Raw genomic sequence first — 26,700 nt, 5'->3', positions numbered from 1 at the left:
ATCTGGCTTATTACTACTCTGATCGTTTTTTATCTGGCGCGTCTTATATCTAAACGATTACAGCACCCTATTGTGAACCCACTGCTTATTTGCCTTGTCATTATTATTCCTTTGCTGATGTGGCTGAATGTGCCCTATACAGAATATATGGCACAAAATAAGTGGCTGAATTATTTGCTAGAACCTGCTGTTGTTGCGTTAGCATTTCCGCTTTACGAACAACTGTCGCAAATACGCCAAAAGTGGAAAGTCATTTTATCTGCCTGTTTAGTGGGTAGCCTTCTTTCGATGATTGTTGGCGCAAGTATTGCCCTATCAATGGGGGCTTCACCTGAATTAACAGCCAGTATTTTACCTAAATCTGTTACCACACCTATTGCAATGGCGGTGGCTGATCAAATTGGTGGTGTACCTGCGATTGCTGCCATTATGGTGATTATTGCGGGGCTATTTGGTGCTGTATTCGGGTATCCATTATTTAAGCTATTTGGCATACATGCTCCCATTGCGAAGGGGTTAACAATGGGCACGGTTTCTCACGCATTGGGTACAGCGAAAGCGGCGGAAGAAAACCATCAAGAAGGCGCATTCAGTTCATTAGCCTTGGTGATTTGCGGTATTTTTACATCTATATTGGCACCTGTTGTCTATCCAATCATTTTGATGGTGTTTGGTTATTGAAAAATAATAGGTAAAAGCTGCAAGGTGCATGCAATCGTGTACATTTTTAAGTCGTTGATAAATGGTAGTGTGATTTTCAAAATACGTGTGACGCCACTCGCATTAATGTATGGAGTGAAACAAGACTTGCTATATTGTGACCGAGATCACACAGAATTTAAAATTGCTCGCCTACAATGTTTCTCCATCAACTAAACGGAGTAACACCTCATGCATGCTAAGATCATGGATGCTTTAGGTTCCTTACCCTCTGATCTTGCATCAGCGGTAAAACCTATATTTGAAGATGCTAATTTTGATGCAACACTAAGTCCCGAACAATTCACCACACTGCTTTCAACAACCCACATGACAGACAGTGAATTACGCGTTGCCCTTCTTCCTATCGCTGCTGCTTACTCCGTTGCTCCTATTTCTAAATTCTTTGTCGGTGCCATTGTTCGTGGTGAATCTGGTCGCTTGTATTTCGGTGCAAACATGGAATTTGTCGGCGCATCGCTTTCTCAAACTATTCATGCTGAACAATCTGCTATTAGCCATGCGTGGATAAAAGGCGAAACGGGTATCACTGATATTACAATTAACTACAGCCCATGCGGCCACTGTCGTCAGTTCATGAACGAGCTTACAACGGCGAAGACGTTAATTGTTCAATTACCCGAGCGTGAAGAACAAACCTTACAACAATATTTACCAGAATCGTTTGGCCCTGCTGATCTGAATATTACCGATGCACTGCTAGGTAAAATTGACCACGGTATAACGATTAAAGAAACAGACGAGTTTGTTGCTATTGCTTGTAAAGCAGCGAATGGATCACATGCGCCATACACTAAGAATTACAGCGGTGTGGCATTGAAAGCGACTGACGGTAAAGTGTTCATTGGTAAGTATGCTGAAAACGCGGCCTTCAACCCTAGCCTTCCGCCATTGCAAGTTGCCTTGGTTAATATGAATATGGCGGGTTATGCGTTAACTGAGATTGCAGAAGCAGCATTAGTTGAAAAAGCAGACAGCACCATTAGCCATCTTTCAGATACGCAAACAACACTTGAAGCATTGAACCCTGATATTCCCCTTACTTATGTAGCGGCATAATATCTCTACCCACCAGCATCTGTTGGGTAGCGTTCATTGTAAGCACAACGAAGAAGCCGCTTTTTAGCGGTTTTTTCTTTTAGAATCAGAACCAATCAACTCGCTACTGTACCAATCATAATAAGTTCGGAGTATTATCCGACTTCATTATTCTTATTAGTCTCATTCCATGTCTCACAAACATAATCCAATTCAAGGTGCGAGCTGGATGCTAACTGCTGGCTTAGCATTTGCACTTGTAAATAGCTTGGCACAGTACTTAAGCGTTAAACTTCATTTACCCTCGACGACTGTCGGTTTTATCCAATATTTTATTGCTTTGATTGCAATGCTTCCTTGGTTAAAAAATTTAGGGTTACGACACGCTTTACGTACCGAGCATTTCAAACAACATTGCTTTCGGGTTTTCCTATCTGTTATAGGTATTCAGTTGTGGCTGTGGGCTCTCGCTTATCCTGTACCTATTTGGCAAGGTATCGCGTTACTGATGACATCCCCTTTATTTGCCACGATTGGCTCAGGTTTATTCCTAAAAGAAAAAGTCGGTACGGCGCGCTGGGTGGCAACATTAGCAGGCTTTATTGGCGCGATGATTATTCTAGAACCTTGGGGCGATTCGTTTAACTGGGCGTCGTTATTACCGATAGGTGCCGCTTTCTTTTGGGCAAGCTACTCACTTATGGTTAAGAAGTTATCGGTTTATGATTCACCGACTACGATGGTGGTTTATCTTTTAATTTTGATCACCCCGTTTAATCTGTTTTTGGCATTGCCAACATTCACCGTTCCCGATCAAAACATGACTTGGGTATTACTGGCGGCGGCTGGTTTATTAACAGCATTGGCACAATGGGCAATCGCGAAGGCTTATGCAGCAGCCGATGCCTCTTTTGTTCAGCCTTTTGATCATGCCAAATTACCACTAAACGTATTCGCTGGTTGGGTTGTATTCGGTTGGGCACCTCCCGGTCGTTTGTGGTTAGGGGCGGCCATTATTGTCGCGTCTGTTGCCTTTATTACGCATTGGGAAAACCGTAAAAAAGTAACTAAACTGCTAAATAGCTAAATAGCTAAATAGGAATTTCTAAGCTAAAACACTTAACGCCACTGTCATACTTTTTGTATTTTATTATTGAATACAGGAAAGAATAACAGTGGCGTTGTTCTTTCTGCTTTTCTCTACCGACCGCCTCATCACTGACACATCGAATTAAACAGTACTGTCTATACTGTTCAGAACACATTTTTACATCCACATTCACAATATTGCAGTGAAATGCTTTTCTACACATTTTGATTCAAGGAAAAGAGAATGAAACGTATATCTCTTAGCTCAGTTCTAGTTGGTTTTATTTCATTAGTTGTATCGCTTACCGCGCATGCAGAACAGTTCATTACTATTGGTACAGGCGGCGTTACGGGCGTGTATTACCCAACAGGCGGGGCAATCTGTCGATTGGTGAATAAAGACCGTAAAACCCACGGTATACGCTGCTCTGTCGAAAGTACGGGGGGCTCTATCTATAACATCAATACTATTCGAGCAGGTGAACTTGATTTAGCCATCGCGCAATCAGATTGGCAACATCATGCGTATAACGGCACAAGCCTATTTGAAGAAAAAGGCCCTTTTAAGTCATTACGCTCCGTATTTTCTCTTCATGCTGAACCTTTTACCGTTGTCGCAAGAGCTGACTCTGGCATTAAGACCTTTGATGATTTGAAAGGAAAGCGCGTCAATATTGGTAACCCGGGTTCTGGGCAACGAGGCACGATGGAAGTCTTAATGAAAGCCAAAGGCTGGACAATGAAAGACTTTAAATTAGTCTCTGAATTGAAAGCATCTGAACAATCCAAAGCATTATGTGATAACAAAATCGATGCAATGATTTACACCGTTGGGCACCCTAGCGGCGCCATTAAAGAAGCCACAACATCTTGCAGTAGTGTGATTGTTGAAGTGTCAGGACCGGTCATCGATAAGTTAGTCGATGAAAATGCATTCTATCGTATTGTGAGCATTCCTGGCGGCATGTACATGGGTTCAGAGAATAGTGTAAAAACATTTGGTGTCGGCGCGACTTTCGTAAGTTCAACTCAAGTCGATAACAATGTGATTTATGCGGTTACACAGTCTGTTTTTGATAATTTCAATGAGTTTAAAAGATTACATCCGGCTTTTAGTGGCTTGAAAAAAGAAGAAATGATTAAAGATGGATTATCAGCACCGCTGCACGATGGGGCTAAAAAATACTATATCGAAGTCGGTTTACTCGCTGAATAGTGAGTAAGCCGCATTTTTTATAATGCAAAGCAGCACGAAACATAACAAGTAAAAACAAACAAAAAGGGCTAACCACATATTATTGGTTAGCCCTTTTATATACATTCTTTATAGCTTGGCACTGGTTTTAAATTGATTTAAAAACGGACACGAAAACCAAGCGCAGCTTCTAATTCAAGGTCAACATCTTCAACAACATAAAGTGTTGGACCTAACTCACCGTAGAACTCAAAGCTATTCACTGGTAGCTCAAAACCAACACCTGAACGCACACCCACTTTATCGTGTTTGTTATCAACGTATTGTGCACCAACAAAGGTATATAAATTATTTAAATCCGAATTTTTTGACAAAGAACCAAGGTTGAACGTTTTATCAACTGCCAGCCCGAAGTCATCAATGCCAAGCGAAAAACGTAAATCGTTATGCTTATATTGAATACCAGACATTGGGCTACCTAAGAAGACGCCAATGGCTTGCGCCGCATGGGCTGAAAATGGAACAACAAAAAATAGTGCTAACCCTAAGAAATACTTTTTCATTTTGTACTGCCTACTTTGTGTTTGATAGAACAACTAAAATCGCAACGCTGTTGTTGCTATAAGTAAAACCGAATAATTCATATTGGTTACATTGTCACTTAATGTGTAGGTGTATACACCCCTACTGGCCTCTAGTGGGCAGAAGTAATCTAACCAAAAAGTTCCCTAAACACGATGCTTTAAACGAGAACTGACACAACGTTGACAGGAAAATGCGCTTATCAATACGTTATACCCAAGTTACTTCACCATTCACACTTAATTCATACTTACCCAATACAACATTGTATTTTTATTGTCCATTACGTTCTGATCGTTCAAAACATCAACGAAAACAACAAAGCAAACGTTTGCGTCACTGTTAAAATCAGTTATCATTTACCCAGTATCAATACTCATCGTAAGGAAATTCAATGTTTGGTTCAGCAACGCGTTCTGATGCAACCCGTGTATTACTTCTTGGTTCTGGTGAATTAGGTAAAGAAGTGGCGATTGAATGTCAGCGTTTAGGCTTAGAGGTTATCGCCGTTGATCGCTATGACAATGCACCAGCAATGCAAGTTGCTCATCGTAGCCATGTTATCGACATGCTGGATGGCGATGCACTTAGAAAATTGATTGAATTAGAGCAGCCACACTACGTTGTTCCTGAAATTGAAGCCATTGCAACAGACACCCTAGTCTCGCTTGAAGCTGAAGGGGTGAATATTGTTCCTACGGCAAATGCGACTAAGCTAACCATGAACCGCGAAGGAATTCGTCGTTTAGCGGCTGAAGACTTACAGATTCCTACTTCTCCTTTTGAATTCGCCGAACAATACGATGATTTTGTCGCAGCAGTAGAACGCGTGGGTACACCGTGTGTTGTTAAACCTATTATGAGTTCTTCAGGTAAAGGACAGAGTGTGATTAAAACACCTGCCGATATCGAAGCATCGTGGCAGTACGCACAAGAAGGCGGCCGTGCGGGTACTGGTCGCGTTGTGGTTGAAGGCTTTATTCAGTTCGATTACGAAATTACACTGCTTACAATACGCGCCGTTGATGGCGTGCATTTCTGTGCGCCGATTGGTCATCGCCAAGAAGAGGGTGATTACCGTGAATCATGGCAGCCACAACACATGTCAGATGAAGCACTAAAAGCCGCGCAAGATGTTGCTGAAAAAGTGGTTAATGCACTGGGTGGCTATGGGTTGTTCGGCGTAGAGCTGTTTGTGCGTGGAAATGAAGTGCTGTTCAATGAAGTATCACCTCGCCCGCATGATACGGGAATGGTTACGTTGATCTCTCAAGATCTGTCTGAATTTGCATTACACGTTCGTGCGTTTTTAGGCTTACCTATTCAGCAAATCATTCAGTATGGCCCAGCGGCTTCTGCTGTTATTTTAGGTAACGGTATTTCAAGCAATATTCGCTTCGATAACTTAACCGCCGCGTTATCTCGTCCACAGACTCAGGTGCGCCTGTTTGGCAAGCCAGAAATTAACGGACGCCGTCGCCTTGGTGTTGCGTTAACACGCCGTGAGGATACCAAACAGGCTGTTTCTGACGCTATTAATGCAGCAGCAGACGTTAAAGTTATTTATTAATCCAACGTTATTCTCTACCACTGAATATACTAGTGACAACAGAGGCGAGGCTCTATCATAGAGCCTCGCCTCTTTTCATTCTGCTACTGTTAACTCAATAAATAGATTCATGACTCAATAAACGTACCGAGCTTGAAAATCCCGATGTTAAACGACTTCAATCAACCATGCTTCTTCAGCAAAATGGCTTAATCCATTTTTACGTCGTGGGTGTGTTTCATCTTTTTCATCGCGTGCTAAAAGCGTGATGTTACATCCATCAAATAAACGGCGTACCTCATCACTCGTCACAGAAAACGGAGGTCCATTTAATTGCTCTTGTGGGTAATCTAACGTTACCAACAAAATGCGACCGCCTTTTTTCACTAACGACAATAAACGCTCAACATACATTTCACGCATATTCTTTGGCATCGCAATTAATGCAGCACGATCGTAGACCACATCAACAGGATCAATACGCACAGAAAAGTAATCGCCACAATGAATGGTGATCTCATCAAATGCATACACACTTTCATGACCGATTGCAGTCACCATGGGTGTATACAAGTGTTCAGCAAAAAACGATCTTACTGCGATATCGCTCAGCTCAATACCGATTACGTTATTATGTTTTTGTGCTAACCAAACCAGATCAACAGACTTTCCACACATAGGCACAAGCACACGATCGTCGCGTGTTGCTTTAACCATTGGCCAATATTGCGTTAATACTGGGTTGGTATCGTCAAGGTGAAAGCCAATACGATTCTCTGCCCAGCGGCTATGCCAAAACTCTGCGTCCATTTTTAATCCTGTTCTAAAGCTGACTTAGCCGTAGTTGACCATAAATCATGTGCTGGATCTACCCTATCTGCGGTAACCAACATTCGCGGGTTATTTTTTGTAGATTATAGATAGCAAAAAGGGATGCCGAAGCATCCCTTTTTGTCGATTTAACTTCCTGTCAGTAAAGCTAAATCCATAATCTATTCTTCAATGTCACTTTGGAGTGATTATTGAATCAACGATCGAAACTATACAGATTAAGATACTCTGAATAGTTTAATCGAATCACGACGAACAGTTACACCGCGGAAAGTAACAGGCTCTAGCAATGTCATAAGCTGCTTAGAAACAAAAAACTTACCGCTGTAGCTACGATCGCCACCTCGATTTACCCAATCAGCAAATTCATCTGCAAGATTGAACATAGAGTTCCCAACGAGCAATACAAGTACTTTAGCTACTTCACTGTCATTATGTCGATTGAACTCAGCGTCACGAACTTTTTTACGATATTCGTCGACAATTCTTTCAAGGCACTCAAATCTGCTCATTACACACCACCACAAAAAACGAGGAGCGGATACTACTGCTCAAACCCACTGAGATCAACCCATCAAGCAAGGAATCTTGCGACTAATAGCGTTATTTTTGCATGCTGATAACATGTTACTCAAAATGTGACATATAAATCACGTTTTAAGATCAAGTTTGGTGCTGAAAAACCATTTGTTGCATTTTAAATATCACTTTGTTCGAGTAAAATATTCACTCGATATTGTGTAAGTTCTATCGCTCGAACTAAAGGTAATAATATGCATTCAGTTTTGCCAAACATCTTAGCGGGCTCTCTCAGAAGCGAATTTAAAACCGTCCAGCTAATGACAAATATTTACTGCAAAGCACACCACCAGCATCACAAGATCGCTCAGCACGCAGTATCTAGTCCAAATGCACTTAAGCCAAACGGCAAACTGTGTGAGCAATGTGCCGACTTTCTTGAATATGCACTTCTGCGATTAGATCGCTGCCCTTATGGCGAAAACAAGCCAACATGTCGTCAATGCCCTATTCACTGCTATAAACCAGAATACAAAGCAATGTCGCAAACGATAATGCGCTATGCTGGGCCAAGAATGTTATTCACACACCCTATATTGGCTATTAAACACCTTTTAGCAGAGAGACGCCCAGTTCCAATGAAACCGACGGCGGGTGCATCTAATCGACATAAACGAAAGCAAAGAATAAATAACAAATAAACGATTAACGATAAAAGTCAACAACTTGAATTTTTGATACGTCGTTATCAGCAGCCAGATCCATGCTGAAGCTGTTTTCACCTAATACTTTTACTGTTGAGCCCATTCTACCCGTCACGCTCACGCCTTCAATCTTGCTGAATATCTTGTCATCGTTGTAATGCATGGTAACAACAACGTTCGTTTCAATATTCGATGACAAGTCAAAAATACAAATTCCTGTCGGGCAATATACATCTAGTGTCGTTTGATCAGAAGCAACCGACATTTTATCCACATTTTTAACCTGTGCAGCAGTGAGCTGTAACTCATCTCCACAACCAGATAGCATTAATAATGAAGCGACAATTACACTACCTAAAAAAATTTGCTTCATATCTATCCCCTAGATTTGCATTCTTAAATACAAGTTCTTTACCATTGTCAGTAAAGAAGCACATTGATAACGATGCCTAAAATATCTAACGTATTCTACGGGAATATCAAAAAAAATAGTCACAATTGTGTAAATTTTTTCACATTTCATTATCCACACAAAAGTATGCCAAGAATCTTATATTTGTGAAGTCAGTTCCATTTGTCACACCTAAACTCAATAGGTGGCAGCTTAGCTAATCAGCAATATATTCATCATTCTTTAATGGGTAAACCTATGGATATTAGAAGTGCTCGATACTTTTTAATTAAAAACGAATTCAAACCAATTCAACATCAGGCTTTATGCTTATTGCCTCTATTCAATTTCATCCGATCTTTTTTTATATTTATAGTATTACTATCACCCTTTCACATTTATGCACAAGACGGTCTGTATAAATGGCAAAAACCGCATAAGCCACTAACAGAAGAACAAATAACGGAAAGCAGCCCTTTTTATCCATCACGGGCTACCACCGATGGCCGTCAGCTAACACCTACCATGTTTGAAGACACTGAAGTCTGTAAAGGGTGCCACAGTAAAATTTACCAGCAATGGGAAAAATCAGCCATGGCTTACTCTTGGGAAGACCCTATTTATCAAGCGCTATTTCTACGCGCGAGTAAAGCAACTGATGGCCAAGTAGATAATTTTTGTATTGCTTGTCACAGCCCGATAGGCATGACAAGCATGGATGCTTCTGCCGCAATGATAGAGACGAAGACCGACCTACCTGGGGTAAACTGCGAAGTTTGCCATAACATTATCGGTATAACGGGCAACGATAACGCGGCTTACATTTTATCACCCAACAAAGATAAACATGTAAAACTAGGTCCGCGTACCGATGCAAGTTCGCCTTACCATAAAACAGAATACTCTGATCTTCATACTCGCTCTGAATTCTGTTCTACTTGTCATAATGTTACTCACCCTTTCAATAGTACACCGATAGAACGTACTTACGATGAATGGCAAGAAAGCGCTTATAACGAGCAAGGCATACAGTGCCAAGATTGCCATATGACACCAGGTCCAGGGCAACGCGATAACCCAGGTAAATCAGCCATTATGGGAAAAGAGCGTAAACACATTTATTCCCATGAATTCACTGGGGGTAATTCAACGTTACATCAATATTTTAATAACCCGGAAAGTGCCGAGCTCTCACGTGCCATGCTTAGATCGGCAGCAACCATTGAGTTTATTGGTTTACCTGACTCACTCATATCAGGCGAGCTTGTCACCATAAAAGTCAAAGTGGCCAATGTGGGTGCGGGTCATAAACTGCCTACTGGTTTCCCTGAAGGCCGTGAGGTGTGGGTTGATTTTAATGTTAAAACAGACGTTCAACCCTCAATCTACCGTTCTGGTGCAGTTGTCGATGGACACACTGAAAAAGGGACACGTAACTTCAAAGTCACGTTAGGTGATGCCAATGGCAATGTGGTTGACTTAAATGTGTGGGAAGTTGATAGAGTGTTGTCTGATACGCGCATTCAACCGAATGGCTATTCAATCGTCGATTATACTTTTCAAATACCAAAAGGGACTTCAGGAACTATTACCTTATATGCTCAGCTCAATTACTGGCCATTCCCTCAAAAAATTGTGGATGAATTACTCGGTAAAGATAAATTAAAGGTAGACATCGTTAATATGACATCGGTCAGTGCTGCATTACCAATTGCTAATACTGAACAGACAATTGCAATGAAGCCTTAACCGCAATCTGCCTACATATAAAAGAACACCCTCTGTTATTTATAAAAATAATTATAATAACAAAGGGTGTTTTACTATTACTGTATTAATAATGAGTCACTAATGATTAGTGGTTTGTTGCTAATTCTTTTTCTGTTTCTAATTTCTCTAACTCTTCGCCTTTGCGAATAAGCTTTGCTATCACTTTAGACAGTGCCAATGTGACGAAAACCATCAAGAATGCAAATACTGCTAATGTATAGAAATAGTTAGTATAAACATTTTCTATAATTTCTTGGGTTAGTACCTGATCTTTCGGTAATGCTATTTTGGTTGAAATTACGGCCGCTAAAATACCGCTTAACGACAAGGCAACAGCTCGCAACCCCATCGAGAATGCAGATAGATAACGTGGCACCATTTCAAAAATGAAACCAGCACCCAACGCGCCAACAATTAACTCTGCAAACGATTGGAAAAAATTCACCCACAAAATCCAGTCTGCAGAAATTTTTCCGTTCTCGCCCACAAAGCCAGTTGATAGACCCAACAAAGCAAACGCAATCGCGGTAAAGCCAAAAGCGGCAGCAAACTTAGTTGGAATCGTCGGTGAGTATCCCTTCCGATCCATCCAACCATAGATATAAATAGCCGGACCACCCAGCACAAAACACCATAATGGATTAAACGCCACATTAGATTCAGGGCGAATAGGAATAAACCCTAAGAGCTGATCACCCATTAAGTTAATTGCGTAAATGTTCATCGAAGTGAGCATTTGACCATAATAGAAGTAAAAAACCATGAAGATGAAAATCATGATTAATACACAACACATCTTATATCTGTACGCGATAGTCGCTTTAGTGATTTCATAAATAAAATACAAAATAACCAGCACACCTAGTGCGTAAAGCAGGTATTTACCTTCATCTAAGTTCGCGAATATCCAATACACTAAGCGCAGCATTATCGCAGAACCCACAATAAAACCAGCCCACACTTTCATACTTACAGGGCGTTTATCGAGGTCATTACCCGCTTCAACCAACTCTTTGCGGAAAGTGAAAAACAGAACTAATGTCAGCATCATCAAAAATGATGAAATAAAGAAGTTGCCTTGATAGGCGAGATACGCAACAAAAAATGGGAATAGATATTGTGATAAAAAAGAGCCCAGATTATTGATTGAATAGTTAATCGTTAAGCCCTGCTGGAAAGACTCACGGTTTGTAGCAGAATATGAATTACCGAACAACACCGTCGGACAAGTTGCAGACAACCCTCGCGAATAACCAATTAACGCAATAGCAAAAATACTCATCGGTATATTAAGCTGTGATGCACCGATTCCAAGTAAAAAGAAACCAATCGTATAAGTGGTATAACCGATATAGACAGCACGGAACGAACCAATATAGCGGTCAGCGACAAAACCACCAACAGCCGAAAATACTGGCCCTACAGCACCAAAAGCACCCAGCATCATAATGGTATCAGCTTCACTGTAGTTAAGCTCAAACAAGAAATATTTTGTTAATAATACATAGGTACCGTAGAAAGCGGCCCCCCACAAAAACTGCCTAAGGATTAAAATTCTAGCTGTGCGTGGGAATCTAGCATTTGCATCTTGCATATCATACTCCTTTGAAATTATGCATTGCGAAACTTACCACCAATAGGCTTTAATGTTTCGCAATCAAAATCACAATATTCAACAAATAGCGTATGACAAGAGTGTTTTTTTCTCATTATGATGCATGGCGCATAATCAAGGAGTTAGCACTATTACAAAGGTATATTTCAAAAAATAAGCATGATCTTAATATCAATATCTGCTCTCTTAAGTCTTTCTTAAGTTTCGCCCCTTAATGTTAACTATAACGGTAATGATTAGGGGAAAGCGATGAACACAAATCACCTCAACACCCATGCCAATTTACTTATTATTGATAAGCAACATCCTTATCGGCAAGACGTAGAGCAATACGTTTCCACACGCTATAAAGATGCCTTTAATGCAAAGATTGTCGAATTCATGCCAACCTTTATGGCTATCTATGATGATCGGCAAATGCTGCTCTCTGTTTGTGGATTTCGCGTTGCAAGCCAAGAATCCCTCTTTCTTGAGCAATACCTGTCTCAGCCTGCAGATGCATTAATGGCTATAGCATTTGATCAGAAGATTGACCGCAGCAAGCTCATCGAATTTGGGCAACTGGCCTCTTTTTCACACGGTATGTCACCGCTGCATTTTATGCTGATGACCCAAAAACTCGTCGATAGTGGTTTTGAGTGGTGTATTTTTACGGCGACCGATCCTCTCTACGTCATGATGTGCCGCCTTGGTTTACAGCTGCATGTGTTATCGGATGCAAATCCAAATGTCATACCTGACGCTGAATCAACATGGGGAACGTATTACCACCACCAACCGCGTGTTTCTGTCGTGAATTTACCCTTAGGGCTAAAGCAATTAACAGCACGGTTTTCACGTTTGACTGCAATTAAACAATACCGTGAGGAAAGACGCTAATGGATACTATTTTCGATCACAATACTCAGCATAAAAGTGTGCTGACAGCCCTACAAAAATGGGCAGCACAATACCCGACAAAACTGGCTGTAATCGGTAAGCCAAACAGCAGTCTAACGTTCAGTGAATTATGGCAAGCGGTACAACACGCAAAGCATGCATTAATTGCATTACAAGCTGAACGCATCGCCTTAAAAGCAGATAACAGCATTAACTGGGCAATTATCGATCTAGCAGCAATAGCGGCAAACATTGTATTAGTACCTGTACCCGTGTTCTTTTCTACCAGTCAGGTGACTCACCTACTAGACGCTGCCAATGTAGATACGTTAATAGGTAATTGGGAAGAAACGACAGATACGGTGGGTTATATAGCAGCGCTACCGGTGTACCACCGAGCAACACATAATAAGCAACAACAGTTGCCAGCAGGCACGGCAAAAGTCACTTTTACATCAGGCTCTACTGGTCAGCCCAAAGGTGTCTGCCTGAGTATGGCGCATTTAGATAACGTGGCTCAAACACTGGCCAATGAACTACTCTTTTCATCGTGCCCTAACAAGCATTTTGTGCTATTGCCCCTATCCACTTTACTTGAAAATATAGCAGGATTGTATGTACCGATAATGCTTGGCATTTCAACCACCATCATTTCTGGACGTCACCTCGGATTAACCGGTTCAAGCCAATTTAATCCTTCACTGTTTATTCACGCATTACAAAGCCATAAGCCACAAAGCCTTGTGCTAACACCACAATTATTGATGGCATTAACTGACATTGTTCAAGCTGCACCTGAAGCCGTTTCTCATACCATTCGGTCATTAAAATTTGTTGCTGTGGGTGGCGCACGTGTTTCACCTCAATTGTTAAGTAAAGCACACGCTGCGGGTATTCCAGCTTATGAAGGTTATGGGTTATCTGAATGTGGCTCAGTTGTCAGTTTAAACCGCCCTGATAAAGCCCATCCTCAACGTAGCAACTTGCAAGGCAGCAGCGGACGCATATTGCCTCACTGCCACGTCACGTTTTCTGAAGATGGCGAAGTATTGGTGTCTGGCTCTACCATGCTTGGCTATATCGGCGCTTCTACGCAGCCGACATTGATCGCAACGGGAGACCTAGGTTACTTAGATGAAGACGGTTTCTTGCATATTACTGGGCGTAAGAAAAACGTTCTAATCACCAGCTATGGTCGTAACATTTCACCAGAATGGATTGAATCAGAAGCACAAGCTTATGCCGGGCTGCAACAAATGGTTGTACTGGGCGATGGGCAAGCCTCGCTCACCGCCATTATTGCCAGCCATGCTTCAGATCACCCATCAGCACAACAGAATCGAAAACAAAACCTAAAACAAATAGCGGAATCTATTACGCAATTAAATGCTTCGTTACCCGATTACGCACGCATTGGTTCCATCATTGTTTCTCGTCCATTTAATCAATTACCTGAATTGATAACCAGCAACGGCCGTCCGCGTCGAGATGCCTTTCTGCATTATTTTCAGGCAGAGCTTAACAAGCTAGATAGCACAATAAGTGACAATGTAACCACACCTGCGGTAACAAAATGTACTGAATCAATAGATACAGAGATCATCATTTTGAATACAGTATCGACTATTTCAATACCTAAGGAAAACACTATGACTACAGTAATGCCGTTCTTTGAACAGTTACAACAACACACTAAAGACGCACAACAAACCATGCGAAACGCGCCCGTTTTTGCTGCATGTGCTAATGGTGAAATGAGCCTTGATGCTTATATCAGCTTTCTTACTCAGGCTTACCATCATGTGAAGCATACCGTTCCACTATTAATGGCTTGCGGCTCGCGATTACCCGAACACTACGAATGGCTACGCCAAGCAATTGGCGAATATATCGAAGAAGAAAAAGGCCATCACGAGTGGATATTGAATGACATTCAAACATGTGGTGGTAATACCAAAGATGTACGTGCGAATACCCATCAAGGTAAAGTCGGTGCCGATATCGAACTGATGGTCGCTTACCTGTATCACCAGATTGATCGTCGTAACCCAATGGCCTTCTTTGGCATGGTATGGGTACTAGAAGGCACAAGTGTGAGTGAAGGAGGGCAAGTCGCCGCAGCAATCCAAACAACGTTGACGTTACCCGATAGCGCAATGACCTATTTAAAATCACACAGTGAATTAGACCAAGAACACATCAAAATGTTTGAAGGCCTGATGAATCAGATCACCGATCCCGACGATCAGCAAGCCATTATCGACGGTGCAAACATTGTGTACCAACTATACGGTCAGATGCTGCATAACTTACCCATTACTCAATCACATTCAACGTCAACCGCAGCTACCTGAATCTCACGAAAAACGCATAGCGCCTCACTCCCACAAGAAGAAAGGAGCAACTAATGGATTTAAAACAAAAACGTATTCTACTCACTGGTGCAACAGGTGGTATCGGATCAGCCTTAGCGATTCAATTAGCCAAGCAGGGAGCATATTTAATTCTTGCTGGAAGAAAACAAACGAAGCTTGATGAACTTAAAAATAGCCTTGAAAACGCAAGTGAACACCTTTGCATCAGGGCTGACTTAGAAGCTGATGGTATAGAAACCATCAACACAGCTTGTTTAAATTGGAAAGATCAGGGCATCTATATTGATATCGTGATCAACAATGCAGGCACCAATACTTTTGCTTATCTCGCACAGCAAACTGCGGCCGACATTACACGAGAAACGCAGCTAAATATGCTGGCACCTATTTTGTTAAGTCAACATGCCCTTTCTTGGCTTAAACGTCCGGGCATCATATTGAATATAGGATCAACATTCAGTGCCATTGGATACCCCGGATACAGTACGTACTGTGCAACAAAAGCCGCCATTCACCGTTTTAGTGAGGCGTTGCAACGCGAACTTACCGGCACAGGTATTCAGGTGTTGTACCTTGCCCCGCGCGCAACAAATACCAAGCTGAATGATCAGCGGGTTACAGAGCTCAATACATTACTCGGTAATAAAACAGACAGCCCTGAATATGTTGCCAGTGAAATTATTGCCACATTAAAAGCAGAGACAAAATACCGCTGGCTTGGTTGGCCTGAAAAATTATTCGTTCGTCTAAACCAATTATTACCCAGTGTGGTGTCGTCATCTATTCGTAAACAACATACACGTATCACTGAATTTGCCAGTAAATCAATATAAAAAGCAGTACCTATTCACCAGAATTTCGACGTCAAGGAGTACACAATGAAACGGAATAAACAACAATCACTTAATCAAGTACCTAACCAAAGTGATCAAAAAAGATCCAGAAGTGCTTGATGGATCAGCATTTACCCGTTTAGGTTCACTATACTACAAGGTACTAAGCTGGCCGATTGGCAGATAAAGGACGACAGCAAGAGATTGCGAATAAATTAAAGGAATTGCAGTAAACATGCGTATTTTACTTGTCGAAGATGATGTGATGTTAGGGAAATCCATGGTGACGTCGTTAAGTCGCCATGGCTATACCGTAGACTGGTTACAACAAGGTAATGGTGTAGAGGTAAATCTAAACACTGAAACCTTTATGGCGATTATTTTAGATCTCACATTGCCCGATACAGATGGTTTAGAAGTACTGCGCCGAGTACGGAAAGCGGGACACACCCTACCCATCTTAATTTTAACGGCTCGAGATGAAATCCATGATCGTGTAAAGGGGCTTGATGGCGGTGCAGACGATTACCTCGTCAAGCCTTTTGCACTTGAAGAATTATTAGCTAGGCTTCGTGTATTAATAAGACGTGTATCAGGGCATACCGACACACAGTTAGAAATTGGTGATTTATCTATTTCACTCAAAACCAATGACGTACATTATCAAGGTAACCCAGTAAAACTCACTAAAAATGAATTTAAGATCTTAGCCACCTTGGTAACACAATCGGGACGCGTACTCAGTAAAGAAAGCCTTCAACAAGTACTTCATGGTTGGGATGATCTGGCAAGCGACAATGCTATCGAAGTGCACATTCACAATTTAAGGAAAAAAATTGGTGGCCAGCTAATCAAGAATATCCGCGGAGTGGGCTATATTATTGAAAACTAGTTTTTTAATAACTAATGCCTTGAGAACGAATACTTTGAGTGATAAAAAACCATCAAACCCAGATCTTTTTTCCATCAAAAGACGACTAACCCTTACGACCATTACGGTTGCGTCTGTGCTGGTACTATTATCGTGGATTTTAACCTTCTACGAAACTCGGCATGAGATAGATGAAGTCTATGATGCACGCCTTGGGCAATCCGCTAAAATTTTAGCTTTAAGCATGCCCCATATGCTGCAAGAACCTGCAGATATACGTACAAAAGCCTATTCTGATTGGTATCACGATATTCAAATATACGCCGACGACGATGATACCGTCACAACCTTTGGTCACCCTTACGAACAAAATTTGATGTTTCAATTTTTCACCCCGACTGAAGTCATACTCAAATCACCAGGGGCGCCTACAACATTAATCGGCGATGTTAATCAACCAGGGTTTAGCTTCGTTACAATCAACAATGAGGAATGGCGTCGCTTTCAAATTCAATTACCGCCTCAGCCCGACATGAACCAAGCTGCCTTTTTAGTCACGGCAGAAAGGCATGCGATTCGCTCAGAGTTAATCAATGAAATAGCCATCTCTACCGGATTACCTCAGTTAGTGTTGATCCCTATTCTTGCACTAACAATTATCTTTTTAGTGAACAAATTTCTTCAGCCTATCGATGATCTTCGTAAAGCTATCGCTCAACGCAACATCAATAAACTCGATAGTATTCACGTACCACAGCCAACAGTTGAGTTAGCACCACTGGTTAATCAGCTTAACTATTTATTCGCTGAATTAGATAAAGCATGGCAACGTGAACGTCGGCTTACTCGCACCGCTGCACATGAATTAAAAACCCCTCTCGCGGTGCTTCGGTTAAATGCCGAAAATGCCCTAAATAGCTCAAATAAAAATGAATTAAAAAACGATTTAACAAATATTCTGCATGGCATCGATCGCACAGATCGCCTGATCCAACAGCTACTGATGCTTTCTAAAGTGGAAGCAGCACAAGCCTTTCATCCTGAGCCCATAGAGGTAATGGCATGTCTACGTGATGTTATCGCCTCACTTGCACCGATTGCTTTAAAGCAGAAGCAAGAATTATCACTCGATGGGCCCGATATCGTCATGACGCAAGGCAACGCCATGTTACTGAGTATCTTATTTAGCAATATTATCGATAATGCCACTCGTTATTCTGGCACTCATTCATCAATTGAAATTACCGCAACCTGCAAAAACAACCATGAGATGTTAGCTTCCGACATGGTCGAAGTTATTGTTCATGACAATGGCACTACGATTCAACATGATGTTCGAGACAAGATCTTTGAGAAATTTTTTCGAGGTAACACAGAACGAGGCGATGGTGCTGGTTTAGGCATGTCTATTGTGGCAGATATTGCCACAATGCATGGGGGTAATGTCAGGTTACTGCCCCCAACGGATCAGCAAGGTAATGCATTTTTAATATCATTACCTTGTGACCAATCATAAGACGATAATGCGTTTATTCAGGCATTGCAGAAGAATGGTGGCTGGTAATTAACCACTCGGTACCATCCCAACGATACGTATAAGTGTAACGTCCACTAACAGTCGCACCTGTTTTCGCGAAGGTAAACGTATAAAGGCCAGCATCTACCGCAGTATTGCACCCCAACTCAATGGTGCGTAAATCAATATTCCCTGATGGGCGATCTTCAAGAAAGTGATCGAAATAGTCTTCTTTTTCGTTCGCGGTATAACGTGCCCTATTAGACACTGTCGGTAAAAGCACAGAGCGCACTGCATAGTTAGCAACAACATTTTTGGAGTTACCTGTTCGCAATGAGTTATTCCAACGATCAAATAAGGATTCGATTTCAGCTTCAGACACCACTTTACAACTTTCAGTGTACATTTTAGGAGGGCTGGATTGTTCAGAAGAACAACCAACAAGAGCAGTAGCCACAACCATTACGCTAGGTAATACTATTTTCATAAACGTTCCAACGACTAATAAGTGAGAATACAAACGTCTAGATCAGTATATGAACGATTCTGGCTCTTAGTCGGAATATTTACCCGTCGATTAGTGAGACATAACGAGGTTTTACCATTAAAAATATTACTAAAATCTAAATAAACAGCTTTTTATTTGCGATTTAAACTTAAAAAGACCAAATATTAGTCAGTTAGCATTATAGCGCTTTACATCGACATCAGTATTCATTATTATCTTTCGCACTCAGGAGAGATGGCTGAGTGGTCGAAAGCACCGGTCTTGAAAACCGGCAAGGGTTTATAGCCCTTCTAGGGTTCAAATCCCTATCTCTCCGCCATATTGGTGTTTAGGCGTAAGCGTGAATACAAAAAGAATAAAGTGTGCCGACTTAGCTCAGTAGGTAGAGCAACTGACTTGTAATCAGTAGGTCACCAGTTCGACTCCGGTAGTCGGCACCATTTATTTTGCGTGCATCGTATAATGGCTATTACCTCAGCCTTCCAAGCTGATGATGCGGGTTCGATTCCCGCTGCACGCTCCATACAATTCCCTCTTAGTTCAGTTGGTAGAACGCCGGACTGTTAATCCGTATGTCACTGGTTCAAGTCCAGTAGAGGGAGCCATACAACAAATAGCCGCTCATTGAGCGGCTTTTTTGTGTCTGTCGGCTGGAGTAAATATCGAGAACAATCGTATTTAGTAAACCAGGGATGGCGTAACAGTAATTGTGATTACATCTGAATAATTACCCGCAGGTTTTGAGCGTACATTGCCCAGCTTGAACATCATCGAAAATCGGTCACCAACAGCATTAGCGGGTTGATTGTAATTGGCTATTTGCGCGCCTAAACCTAATGGAATTAGGCGTTTATTGAGAAAAAAATCGTAGCTAACATCCCATTTAGAATCGCCCTTCATGTGCCTCATATGCCCATTATATTGCGATTCAAACTGAATCGAGTAATTCGCCGTACTTTGAACTAATAACTTAGGGGTAAGTCTTAACGTTTCACCTGAAGTCATCTCACCAAAATCAACGGTATGTTGATACGCATTACTGGTACCCCATAAACTCACTTTTGCGACTTTATCTACCCTTACGGTAAAGTCATGCTTCTTTTGCTGATAAATAACAGTACGATTTAACGGTGCCTCAACTGCTGAATAGGTAAATTCATTGGCATATCGCCCATGCGTTACATATTGGCCAGAAGCAAACTTCACTTGATAAGAAACAGTCCTTTTTTCATTTGGCTTTAAATTATTTATCACGATAGCCAAGCCATTCTCATAAATCGAAGCACTGTTTTTACCTGCAAGAATTTGATAATCCAGCTTCTTGTTCGCTTTCTGCCTTTTATAAAAGTTTTGTTTCGGTTTAATTAACAATACGGTACTGCAAGCCTTGTCGTTACTGTTGTTCTTCACGTCAATGAGGTGATTTTGAATAAGGGAAAAACTGCCGGTATCAAAAATATCATACAGATTCCGCTTACCTGTATTTTCAAGGCGAATATTTTGGAGCGATAAATTACAATCAGCGGCCATTATATTGGTGCTAAATATAATAATACCGAATGAAAATAACATGTTTTTTATAATCATTTTCCTGCCCTTATATCACCTAAGCGAATGATATTGCCTTCATTTTCAGGTATCGTCATTAAGAATTCAATTGGAGTAACACTGTACAACTTCACTTCATAGATTCCTGGTTTTAGCCCGGTTATGGCAAAACGTCCTTTGCTGTTTGTGAAAAACTCTACAGGTGTAAATTCGCTATCTTGTTGATGAGTCGCCGTACCTTCAGTCAATGGCACAGGTTTTTCATTGCTATCATAAAAGTACCCCATTGCAGTGATATTGGCATCTGAGCCGATAGTGAAATTATAGCTACTGCTATGTAAAGGGTTAATTGAAAATCCCCCTTCGCCAAGATCATAGCCAATCGGTAGGTTTTCAACATCATAATCGATTCTTTGCGCTTGGTAAGAGGCAATATCCGGCATCAATAAAGGACCTAAACCATCCGATTTCACTGCATACGAGCCATCATATTCAGGGTTGAGGATTACCGGGCTATCATCCAGCGAACTATGAGGGGATATAATCGCAAAGGCATCACCAATCGGTCTGCCTATTGCCGCACTGGAACCACTGAATGCCAATGCCCCTTGAACACCTATTTGATTACGAGTTGAATAGTCATTATCAAGATCAACCAAGCTATCGTGATCAAAGGTTAATACGTAACGGTTACCGGTATAATCAACAGACACGTTGCCATTAACATTATTGTCTTCGTTATTTTCAACCAAGGCAAACACGCCAACACCACCGACAGCGCCAGCGTTATTATTATAGCTGTATCGTGCCTGAGAACGGCTATTATCAGTGTCGTAACTGGTACTCATACGGTGGTTATTTCCCCATAGAAGATCAATCGGTATACTGGTCGAAACAAAAAAGCGCCATTCATCGCTGTCGATATCATCATCATCTTCATAGGTTGCTCGCAAACTCCAACTTGATGTTGAGTTTAACCAAGAGCCAGATAAAGACGTGGTCAACGCATATTCGTAATCTTGATTATATAAGTAGCGAATATTTCCCGATAAGCCAACATTAAAATCATTTGAAAAGCGGTAGTTATAAAAAGCATCCAAACGGTGTTGCACGCCGGTTTCATTTTCAATGAACGATTCCAATTGGTTATCGGCTATCGATACAAAACGTTCTGATAGGTATTCATATTGGGCATTAAAACTGTGCACATCAGAGCTATAAAAAGCATCATAGTTAGCACGTAATGCATAGCCTTCATCTAAAAACTCATGCTGGCTTGCCGCACCTTCTAATCCGAATAAGCCAACATTGGTCGCAAAACCAACACTAGTACCTATCTGTACGATATTTTCCCGCGCTTGAGTATTAGCCCCTAACGTCAGCGATTCTAACACGCCGTATTCTATTCCGGCTGAAATAACATAATCATCAGTGTCGTATTCTAAACTGGTGTCGACTTGTTCACTGCTAACACCAACAGAAAATGAATATTCAAATTCCCCTTCAGCCAATAAATTCACACCAGAAGCAATATTAAACGTAAGCACTTCACGCCGCCCAGAGGGATCGGTTATCACTAGTTCAATATAATTAACCCCTGTTGTGAGTGGAATATCACGAATATCGTAGGCACCAGGCGCCAAACGTAAGCTTCGAATAAGAATACCATCAATCAGTACCTCGACAGTAGAAGGTCGATCAATCACAAAACGCTGACTGGTAATCGGACGTACATTCTTAGTAGGTATAATACCGAAGTTACGATTGATATTAATGCCCAATAAACTTTCACCACCTTGAAAACCAAATGTTTGAAAGGCGTAATCACCTAACGTAATACGGGTTCCTTCATCTGGGAAATCATATGTCAGCTGGGAGCCCAAACGATAGAAGTCATTAATATCACTATCAACATCAAATGAAAAATCATTGAAAAAGTTAAACTTATCATACCTTAAAGCGGTTTCAAAAGTATTAATTGATTGCCATGTATTATCAATATTATCATTTTCAAAGTGAGCACCAGAAATGAAATAATTAATATAGCCACCAAAAAATGATGACTCCTGATAATTATATAAATCATTTTGAGTTTCAAATATATATAAGCCACTATCAATAAGCAACTCAGTGGGGATTGTTACATTTGTTTCTAACGTTTCAGAATTTAACACAAAAAATATATCATAACCTTCAAATTCAAGGCTATCCACATATCCATCTATATTTTTCTTATCAATTTCATTTAAAATAGATTCAAGCAGTCGCCTCTCAAGAAAACCACGAATAGATTCATAATCGATAAACAATTCTTTCTCAGGTGTTACCTTAACAATTATTTCAGTAACAGGCTGCTCATAAAAATTAAGCAACGTTGAAAAAGACACTGTTCTTGAAGTAATAAGATCTGTTTTTGCATAGCTCACACCACAATTTAAAACCAACACCATAAAAATTAAGAATGATTTATTACAAGGGGGCATTAATACCCCCTCTTAATCAAAGTTACTGTGTCATAGTGACTCTTTGGCAGTAAATTACTAGGTAAAACAATATCAATACTTTGATTTTCAGGAATAAATACATCATACCCCTTAGAAGCAACACTCTCTCCCGTCAATACAATGTTTTCTTCATGTTTTCTGTTAAACCGAATATCATAATCACTTAGCTTAGTGTACTTATTTCCCGTATTTATTACGGAGAAATTCAATATTGAGTTATTTTCAACTATAGGTATATCATTACGCATAATAAACGGTTGATGAGAGGACTTAGAAACATGTATGATAACATTGTAATTAATAGCTAATTTTATCACATCATCTTCATGCTTATTTACATTTTCAACCAAAGAAAATTTAACACTGTAACTGCTTGAGTTACTTATGTCATCATCACCAACCCAAACAGCAAGTACGGTTTGAGTTTTGCCGGGAGCGAGTTTGAAAGCAGGTGGCGAAACAATGATTTTTTCTTTTTCTAGTGAGCGTACAGAATACCCTTCACTATTGAATGTCAATTCAAGAACTTCAGTATCGATAAGTTTTTCATTTGCAGAGTTATTACTTACTAATATTTTAGTACTCTTTCTAGTCGAATCAACTTCGATTTCATGTACTAAAGGCCCTATCTCAAGAGCATTGCAAGCAAAACATGTAACTACCCCCAACATACCAATAAGAATTCTTTTCATTCACCCTCCCTAATTAATATTTACAGCCTCCCTAACTAATATTATTTATAACCCTCTCTAATTAATATCTCTAATATCAATATTGAGTGATTCACTATCACCAAACTCATTCCCCAAATCAACTATAGCTTGAATTGAAGAGCGTGGTGGAAAAAATTTATGACTTAACTTATTTGAAATATCTTTACCAGTAAAAACAACAGAATCTTTTCCATTTCCGATAGCCCAGCTATATTTAGCTGCCCATTCATGCTTATTACCCACATTATCGACTGTAACTAACCATTTACCATCAACTTCCTTAACAATAGATGATATCTGCAAACCTGACGAAACCTTGTTAGGTAATAATGTAAGCACAGTCTCAAAATTGACAGCCATGTTTACGTTTGTTCCACTTACATTTTTAGAGTTATTTGTCGACACTTGCTTAAATTTAATAATATATGCTTTAGATGATTGAACATCAGGATCACCAAAGTATTTAATCAGAATAGTCCTTGTTTCTCCTGGCTGAAGAACGGCAGTATCAGGCAACACCATTAAATCATCAGTTTCTTTTTCAGCGTTATACTTCCCTTCTATCCATTCTAATAGATGAGGGGTGATTTCAACATCGAGTGGTGTTTTAAATTGATTTGTGACAACAAATTTCTGCTGTGAAAGCCGACCTGAAACGTCTATCTCTCCAGTCATTGGGCTAACACCAAAAGCAAAACTTTTAAATGAAAACAAAAAAAACAATAGTAATATCCAGCGCATAATAACTCCTAAATCTAGGTGTGGACAAACCACACCTAAATAACAACAATTAATTGACCATTTAGATAGGGCTAATTGTAAAGGTAATTGTATCGTATTTCATACCTGGAGGAACATATTCAAAGTCATACATTTCAGTCATGACAGAAACATTATATACATAATTTGTATATGTGAAATCATAAGGGAAATCACCGGATGCAAGACCATGATTGTTACCATTAACATATAATTTATAATCAATGATATCGTACGCGCCACCACCACCGGTCAATCCATCATAAAGAGATTCTGCACTCAAACTACCGCCATATTCAGTATTACATGAGATAGTCAGTTTTTGATCTTCATAAGGCGTTGCGCCTCCATATAATGCATCATATTTATTCAACTTCCCAATATCTAATGTTGGATAATATCCCTCAAAGCTACATGAACATTGCTCCGCAACTTGTGCTTTAACTATCAGTTCACATGAACCCGAAATAGAACAATCGTCTTTTGTCGGTTCAGTAGCTAAAGTAGGTAACGATATAGAAGATAGAACTAACGCTGCTGCTGCTGATAACATCATATTTTTCATGATATACTCCGTATATAATTAATAGTTATATTTAGTTTATTTATATTTCTGTGCTGCTTTACTGCTTACATTCGACCATGCTTAGATCAAAACTTTAATATTCTTTTGGATATACGCCCATTTTAAATACAACTTAAAATTAACACGTGCAAATTAAAGCTTTCAATATTTAATTTTTACACTTACATCTTAGTTAAACCCTTAGGTATTATAGTGCTAGAAAAGTATGAATTTAAACTTGCACTGTAATTAATAAAACTCATAAGCACTTCAACTAAAATCATTTTACATTGTCATTAGCTTGGTTTAAAAAATCAATTTAGGGTAAAGGTTAATTTGTAATATTTCTTTATAAACACCAGCCATGATTGGCTTATCAATTAAAGTAATAGTAATTTCACCATTGCTTTTAAATGGTATTTTATCTATCACCTTAACCGACTTGTTATTTTTTATTTTTTCACTATCCCCAGTCAAGCTTAAACCAACCTTTGGAATATTTAGTGCTACAGAATAACGCGCAATGTACCGGCCATTTTTCAACCCACCATTTACTGATGATACAGAAATATCAAAAGGACTATTGCAATAAAAACCAAAATTAACTGTTTTTGTATTCACCTTTGATAAATCAATTTCATTTTCAATATCAGATATACCGCACTTAGTTTTTATATGCCCCTTCAATGCTAGCTTCACATTATCGCCAGCCATTGAATGAGTCGATAATGCAGCAAAAAACAGAGCTATTAAAAATTTATGTCTATTCGTTGCTGCAAACATCTTTCGACACCACATTATTTCTTACATATTTATATTTTAGTTAACATCCTTATTACTGTAGTGCTAGAAAAGTATGAGTTTATTTGATTACACTGTAATAAACTCATCACATAAAACGCCTCTCAGCCCACGCTCTCGCTTCCCTTCTATTTTTAACTTCTATTTTTTTAAATGTGTTATAAAGATGAGTTTTAATGGTGCTCTCTGAAACAAATAATGAGTCTGCCATTTTTGCATTGCTATCACCGCTAACCAGTAGTTTAAGGATATCCTCTTCACGCTGAGTCAATTTAAGCGTTGTCGCTATTATTTCTTTTTCGATTGGCTTTGACTGCGCACGGTAATTGGTCACTAGCTCTGACATTACTGACCTCGGTAGCCAAATTTCGCCATCATTAATTTTTTTTATCGCATCAATCATGATCGTACTACTAATATCAGTACAGAAGATCCCACAGCAATTCTTCCAATGAGTAATGAGTTCAACGTCAACCTTTTCACCGACATTAAATAATATAACCCGCCAAGACTTATTAAACCCACATTGATAAGGCATTATTTTTTCTATTAATTTCGTTGATAATGAAGACAGATCAACCATAAGAATAAGATTGCATTCATATTGATATCGTCTTAACTCTTTTTCCTCATGAACATAGTGAATTTTATTTTTTAGTTTATTTTTCATAACATTAGCCAATACTTCATTCTTTATACACTTTTCAGCCAATAGTAATATTTTGAAGTAGGTGTTCATGCTCAACCCTCATTATGATATTGACGATTGTAATTATTTATCATTTTGTATAAATATGTGCCTCTCAATGTTGAGATTATTAGACA

The 26,700-nt window shown here is 39.9% G+C and carries 25 protein-coding genes, 4 tRNA genes and 1 pseudogene; 17 read left to right on the top strand and 13 right to left on the bottom strand.

Annotation, left to right across the window (positions count from 1 at the left end; all coding sequences use genetic code 11):
- The 4 genes from C9J12_RS05565 (at position 1) to C9J12_RS05550 (ending at position 4,063) form a co-directional block, all read left to right on the top strand.
- Positions 1-681: a CidB/LrgB family autolysis modulator gene (locus C9J12_RS05565; protein ID WP_211321744.1), complete on the top strand. Its 681-nt coding sequence runs from the start codon at positions 1-3 to the stop codon at positions 679-681.
- Between the two features lie 210 nt (positions 682-891).
- Complete coding sequence (gene cdd / locus C9J12_RS05560; protein WP_107241812.1) at positions 892-1,779, top strand: cytidine deaminase; 888 nt, start codon at positions 892-894, stop codon at positions 1,777-1,779.
- A gap of 169 nt (positions 1,780-1,948) precedes the next feature.
- Positions 1,949-2,845 carry a DMT family transporter gene (locus tag C9J12_RS05555; RefSeq protein WP_107241811.1) on the top strand — a complete coding sequence of 299 codons (897 nt, stop codon included), beginning with the start codon at positions 1,949-1,951 and terminating at the stop codon, positions 2,843-2,845.
- A gap of 246 nt (positions 2,846-3,091) precedes the next feature.
- Positions 3,092-4,063, top strand: a complete 972-nt coding sequence (locus C9J12_RS05550; protein ID WP_107241810.1) for a TAXI family TRAP transporter solute-binding subunit — start codon at positions 3,092-3,094, stop codon at positions 4,061-4,063.
- A gap of 137 nt (positions 4,064-4,200) precedes the next feature.
- Here C9J12_RS05550 and C9J12_RS05545 read toward each other — a convergent pair whose 3' ends face one another.
- Positions 4,201-4,605 carry a hypothetical protein gene (locus C9J12_RS05545; RefSeq protein ID WP_006231694.1) on the bottom strand — a complete coding sequence of 135 codons (405 nt, stop codon included), beginning with the start codon at positions 4,603-4,605 and terminating at the stop codon, positions 4,201-4,203.
- Positions 4,606-5,018: 413 nt separating this feature from the next.
- On the opposite strand from C9J12_RS05545, the gene purT reads away from it, so the two are divergent.
- Positions 5,019-6,194 (top strand): formate-dependent phosphoribosylglycinamide formyltransferase, encoded by a 1,176-nt coding sequence (gene purT, locus C9J12_RS05540; RefSeq protein WP_107241809.1) that lies wholly within the window; start codon positions 5,019-5,021, stop codon positions 6,192-6,194.
- A 147-nt stretch (positions 6,195-6,341) separates the two neighbouring features.
- On the opposite strand, the gene C9J12_RS05535 is transcribed toward purT, so the two are convergent.
- Both C9J12_RS05535 and C9J12_RS05530 read right to left on the bottom strand, forming a co-directional pair.
- Positions 6,342-6,983: a thiopurine S-methyltransferase gene (locus C9J12_RS05535; protein ID WP_107241808.1), complete on the bottom strand. Its 642-nt coding sequence runs from the start codon at positions 6,981-6,983 to the stop codon at positions 6,342-6,344.
- Between the two features lie 239 nt (positions 6,984-7,222).
- Positions 7,223-7,516 (bottom strand): hypothetical protein, encoded by a 294-nt coding sequence (locus C9J12_RS05530; protein WP_006231697.1) that lies wholly within the window; start codon positions 7,514-7,516, stop codon positions 7,223-7,225.
- Positions 7,517-7,777: 261 nt separating this feature from the next.
- Here C9J12_RS05530 and C9J12_RS05525 point away from each other — a divergent pair, with 261 nt between their 5' ends.
- On the top strand, positions 7,778-8,224 hold the full coding sequence (locus C9J12_RS05525) for a nitrous oxide-stimulated promoter family protein (RefSeq protein WP_107241807.1): 447 nt from the start codon (positions 7,778-7,780) through the stop codon (positions 8,222-8,224).
- Positions 8,225-8,228: 4 nt separating this feature from the next.
- On the opposite strand, the gene C9J12_RS05520 is transcribed toward C9J12_RS05525, so the two are convergent.
- Positions 8,229-8,600, bottom strand: coding sequence for a spore gernimation protein (locus tag C9J12_RS05520; protein ID WP_107241806.1), 372 nt, complete (start codon positions 8,598-8,600; stop codon positions 8,229-8,231).
- Between the two features lie 276 nt (positions 8,601-8,876).
- Here C9J12_RS05520 and C9J12_RS05515 point away from each other — a divergent pair, with 276 nt between their 5' ends.
- The gene (locus C9J12_RS05515) at positions 8,877-10,367 is read left to right on the top strand and encodes a multiheme c-type cytochrome (RefSeq protein WP_107241805.1); all 1,491 of its coding nucleotides are present in this window, start codon (positions 8,877-8,879) and stop codon (positions 10,365-10,367) included.
- A 106-nt stretch (positions 10,368-10,473) separates the two neighbouring features.
- Here C9J12_RS05515 and C9J12_RS05510 read toward each other — a convergent pair whose 3' ends face one another.
- Positions 10,474-11,982, bottom strand: coding sequence for a peptide MFS transporter (locus tag C9J12_RS05510; RefSeq protein WP_107241804.1), 1,509 nt, complete (start codon positions 11,980-11,982; stop codon positions 10,474-10,476).
- Between the two features lie 270 nt (positions 11,983-12,252).
- Here C9J12_RS05510 and C9J12_RS05505 point away from each other — a divergent pair, with 270 nt between their 5' ends.
- From C9J12_RS05505 to C9J12_RS05485, 6 genes and pseudogenes are all read left to right on the top strand, one after another.
- Complete coding sequence (locus C9J12_RS05505) at positions 12,253-12,882, top strand: thermostable hemolysin (RefSeq protein WP_107241803.1); 630 nt, start codon at positions 12,253-12,255, stop codon at positions 12,880-12,882.
- A pseudogene (locus tag C9J12_RS31050) lies at positions 12,882-14,399 on the top strand (AMP-binding protein); the annotation flags it as partial. The gene C9J12_RS05505 and the pseudogene C9J12_RS31050, both read left to right, overlap by 1 nt.
- Before the next feature lie 132 nt (positions 14,400-14,531).
- Positions 14,532-15,236 (top strand): TenA family transcriptional regulator, encoded by a 705-nt coding sequence (locus C9J12_RS31045; protein WP_227876290.1) that lies wholly within the window; start codon positions 14,532-14,534, stop codon positions 15,234-15,236.
- Between the two features lie 53 nt (positions 15,237-15,289).
- Positions 15,290-16,090: an SDR family oxidoreductase gene (locus C9J12_RS05495; RefSeq protein WP_107241801.1), complete on the top strand. Its 801-nt coding sequence runs from the start codon at positions 15,290-15,292 to the stop codon at positions 16,088-16,090.
- Positions 16,091-16,325: 235 nt separating this feature from the next.
- Positions 16,326-16,982: a response regulator gene (locus tag C9J12_RS05490; protein ID WP_107241800.1), complete on the top strand. Its 657-nt coding sequence runs from the start codon at positions 16,326-16,328 to the stop codon at positions 16,980-16,982.
- Positions 16,983-17,016: 34 nt separating this feature from the next.
- Positions 17,017-18,477 (top strand): ATP-binding protein, encoded by a 1,461-nt coding sequence (locus C9J12_RS05485; RefSeq protein ID WP_107241799.1) that lies wholly within the window; start codon positions 17,017-17,019, stop codon positions 18,475-18,477.
- Positions 18,478-18,490: 13 nt separating this feature from the next.
- Here C9J12_RS05485 and C9J12_RS05480 read toward each other — a convergent pair whose 3' ends face one another.
- Positions 18,491-18,964, bottom strand: coding sequence for a nuclear transport factor 2 family protein (locus C9J12_RS05480; RefSeq protein ID WP_107241798.1), 474 nt, complete (start codon positions 18,962-18,964; stop codon positions 18,491-18,493).
- A 249-nt stretch (positions 18,965-19,213) separates the two neighbouring features.
- Here C9J12_RS05480 and C9J12_RS05475 point away from each other — a divergent pair.
- The 4 genes from C9J12_RS05475 (at position 19,214) to C9J12_RS05460 (ending at position 19,590) form a co-directional block, all read left to right on the top strand.
- Positions 19,214-19,304, top strand: a tRNA-Ser gene (locus C9J12_RS05475).
- A gap of 45 nt (positions 19,305-19,349) precedes the next feature.
- Positions 19,350-19,425: transfer RNA gene (locus C9J12_RS05470), tRNA-Thr, on the top strand.
- Between the two features lie 8 nt (positions 19,426-19,433).
- Positions 19,434-19,508 (top strand) — tRNA-Gly (locus tag C9J12_RS05465).
- A 6-nt stretch (positions 19,509-19,514) separates the two neighbouring features.
- Positions 19,515-19,590: transfer RNA gene (locus tag C9J12_RS05460), tRNA-Asn, on the top strand.
- A 73-nt stretch (positions 19,591-19,663) separates the two neighbouring features.
- On the opposite strand, the gene C9J12_RS05455 is transcribed toward C9J12_RS05460, so the two are convergent.
- From C9J12_RS05455 to C9J12_RS05425, 7 genes are all read right to left on the bottom strand, one after another.
- The gene (locus tag C9J12_RS05455) at positions 19,664-20,572 is read right to left on the bottom strand and encodes a hypothetical protein (RefSeq protein ID WP_107241797.1); all 909 of its coding nucleotides are present in this window, start codon (positions 20,570-20,572) and stop codon (positions 19,664-19,666) included.
- Complete coding sequence (locus C9J12_RS05450; RefSeq protein WP_107241796.1) at positions 20,569-23,016, bottom strand: fimbria/pilus outer membrane usher protein; 2,448 nt, start codon at positions 23,014-23,016, stop codon at positions 20,569-20,571. The genes C9J12_RS05455 and C9J12_RS05450 overlap by 4 nt, the downstream gene beginning before the upstream one ends.
- Positions 23,016-23,729 carry a fimbria/pilus periplasmic chaperone gene (locus C9J12_RS05445; protein ID WP_107241795.1) on the bottom strand — a complete coding sequence of 238 codons (714 nt, stop codon included), beginning with the start codon at positions 23,727-23,729 and terminating at the stop codon, positions 23,016-23,018. The genes C9J12_RS05450 and C9J12_RS05445 overlap by 1 nt, the downstream gene beginning before the upstream one ends.
- A gap of 57 nt (positions 23,730-23,786) precedes the next feature.
- A complete protein-coding gene (locus C9J12_RS05440; protein WP_107241794.1) occupies positions 23,787-24,491 on the bottom strand; it encodes a hypothetical protein in 705 nt (234 codons plus the stop codon).
- A gap of 61 nt (positions 24,492-24,552) precedes the next feature.
- Positions 24,553-25,074 (bottom strand): hypothetical protein, encoded by a 522-nt coding sequence (locus tag C9J12_RS05435; RefSeq protein WP_107241793.1) that lies wholly within the window; start codon positions 25,072-25,074, stop codon positions 24,553-24,555.
- 306 nt (positions 25,075-25,380) lie between these two features.
- Positions 25,381-25,857 carry a hypothetical protein gene (locus C9J12_RS05430; RefSeq protein WP_107241792.1) on the bottom strand — a complete coding sequence of 159 codons (477 nt, stop codon included), beginning with the start codon at positions 25,855-25,857 and terminating at the stop codon, positions 25,381-25,383.
- Between the two features lie 106 nt (positions 25,858-25,963).
- The gene (locus C9J12_RS05425; RefSeq protein WP_107241791.1) at positions 25,964-26,614 is read right to left on the bottom strand and encodes a LuxR C-terminal-related transcriptional regulator; all 651 of its coding nucleotides are present in this window, start codon (positions 26,612-26,614) and stop codon (positions 25,964-25,966) included.
- Between the last annotated feature and the right edge of the window lie 86 nt (positions 26,615-26,700).

Source organism: Photobacterium frigidiphilum (assembly GCF_003025615.1).
Lineage (GTDB): Bacteria > Pseudomonadota > Gammaproteobacteria > Enterobacterales > Vibrionaceae > Photobacterium > Photobacterium frigidiphilum.
The sequence above is the reverse complement of the archived record's forward strand: the minus strand, read 5'-3'. Positions and strand labels throughout refer to the sequence as shown.

Bases quoted from the DNA above. Each gene is read 5' to 3' on its own strand.
- cdd (WP_107241812.1), top strand. From the start codon at position 892: ATGCATGCTAAGATCATGGATGCTTTAGGTTCCTTACCCTCTGATCTT.
- C9J12_RS05555 (WP_107241811.1), top strand. From the start codon at position 1,949: ATGTCTCACAAACATAATCCAATTCAAGGTGCGAGCTGGATGCTAACT.
- C9J12_RS05550 (WP_107241810.1), top strand. From the start codon at position 3,092: ATGAAACGTATATCTCTTAGCTCAGTTCTAGTTGGTTTTATTTCATTA.
- C9J12_RS05545 (WP_006231694.1), bottom strand. From the start codon at position 4,605: ATGAAAAAGTATTTCTTAGGGTTAGCACTATTTTTTGTTGTTCCATTT.
- purT (WP_107241809.1), top strand. From the start codon at position 5,019: ATGTTTGGTTCAGCAACGCGTTCTGATGCAACCCGTGTATTACTTCTT.
- C9J12_RS05535 (WP_107241808.1), bottom strand. From the start codon at position 6,983: ATGGACGCAGAGTTTTGGCATAGCCGCTGGGCAGAGAATCGTATTGGC.
- C9J12_RS05530 (WP_006231697.1), bottom strand. From the start codon at position 7,516: ATGAGCAGATTTGAGTGCCTTGAAAGAATTGTCGACGAATATCGTAAA.
- C9J12_RS05525 (WP_107241807.1), top strand. From the start codon at position 7,778: ATGCATTCAGTTTTGCCAAACATCTTAGCGGGCTCTCTCAGAAGCGAA.
- C9J12_RS05520 (WP_107241806.1), bottom strand. From the start codon at position 8,600: ATGAAGCAAATTTTTTTAGGTAGTGTAATTGTCGCTTCATTATTAATG.
- C9J12_RS05515 (WP_107241805.1), top strand. From the start codon at position 8,877: ATGGATATTAGAAGTGCTCGATACTTTTTAATTAAAAACGAATTCAAA.
- C9J12_RS05510 (WP_107241804.1), bottom strand. From the start codon at position 11,982: ATGCAAGATGCAAATGCTAGATTCCCACGCACAGCTAGAATTTTAATC.
- C9J12_RS05505 (WP_107241803.1), top strand. From the start codon at position 12,253: ATGAACACAAATCACCTCAACACCCATGCCAATTTACTTATTATTGAT.
- C9J12_RS31045 (WP_227876290.1), top strand. From the start codon at position 14,532: ATGACTACAGTAATGCCGTTCTTTGAACAGTTACAACAACACACTAAA.
- C9J12_RS05495 (WP_107241801.1), top strand. From the start codon at position 15,290: ATGGATTTAAAACAAAAACGTATTCTACTCACTGGTGCAACAGGTGGT.
- C9J12_RS05490 (WP_107241800.1), top strand. From the start codon at position 16,326: ATGCGTATTTTACTTGTCGAAGATGATGTGATGTTAGGGAAATCCATG.
- C9J12_RS05480 (WP_107241798.1), bottom strand. From the start codon at position 18,964: ATGAAAATAGTATTACCTAGCGTAATGGTTGTGGCTACTGCTCTTGTT.
- C9J12_RS05455 (WP_107241797.1), bottom strand. From the start codon at position 20,572: ATGATTATAAAAAACATGTTATTTTCATTCGGTATTATTATATTTAGC.
- C9J12_RS05450 (WP_107241796.1), bottom strand. From the start codon at position 23,016: ATGCCCCCTTGTAATAAATCATTCTTAATTTTTATGGTGTTGGTTTTA.
- C9J12_RS05445 (WP_107241795.1), bottom strand. From the start codon at position 23,729: ATGAAAAGAATTCTTATTGGTATGTTGGGGGTAGTTACATGTTTTGCT.
- C9J12_RS05440 (WP_107241794.1), bottom strand. From the start codon at position 24,491: ATGCGCTGGATATTACTATTGTTTTTTTTGTTTTCATTTAAAAGTTTT.
- C9J12_RS05435 (WP_107241793.1), bottom strand. From the start codon at position 25,074: ATGAAAAATATGATGTTATCAGCAGCAGCAGCGTTAGTTCTATCTTCT.
- C9J12_RS05430 (WP_107241792.1), bottom strand. From the start codon at position 25,857: ATGTTTGCAGCAACGAATAGACATAAATTTTTAATAGCTCTGTTTTTT.
- C9J12_RS05425 (WP_107241791.1), bottom strand. From the start codon at position 26,614: ATGAACACCTACTTCAAAATATTACTATTGGCTGAAAAGTGTATAAAG.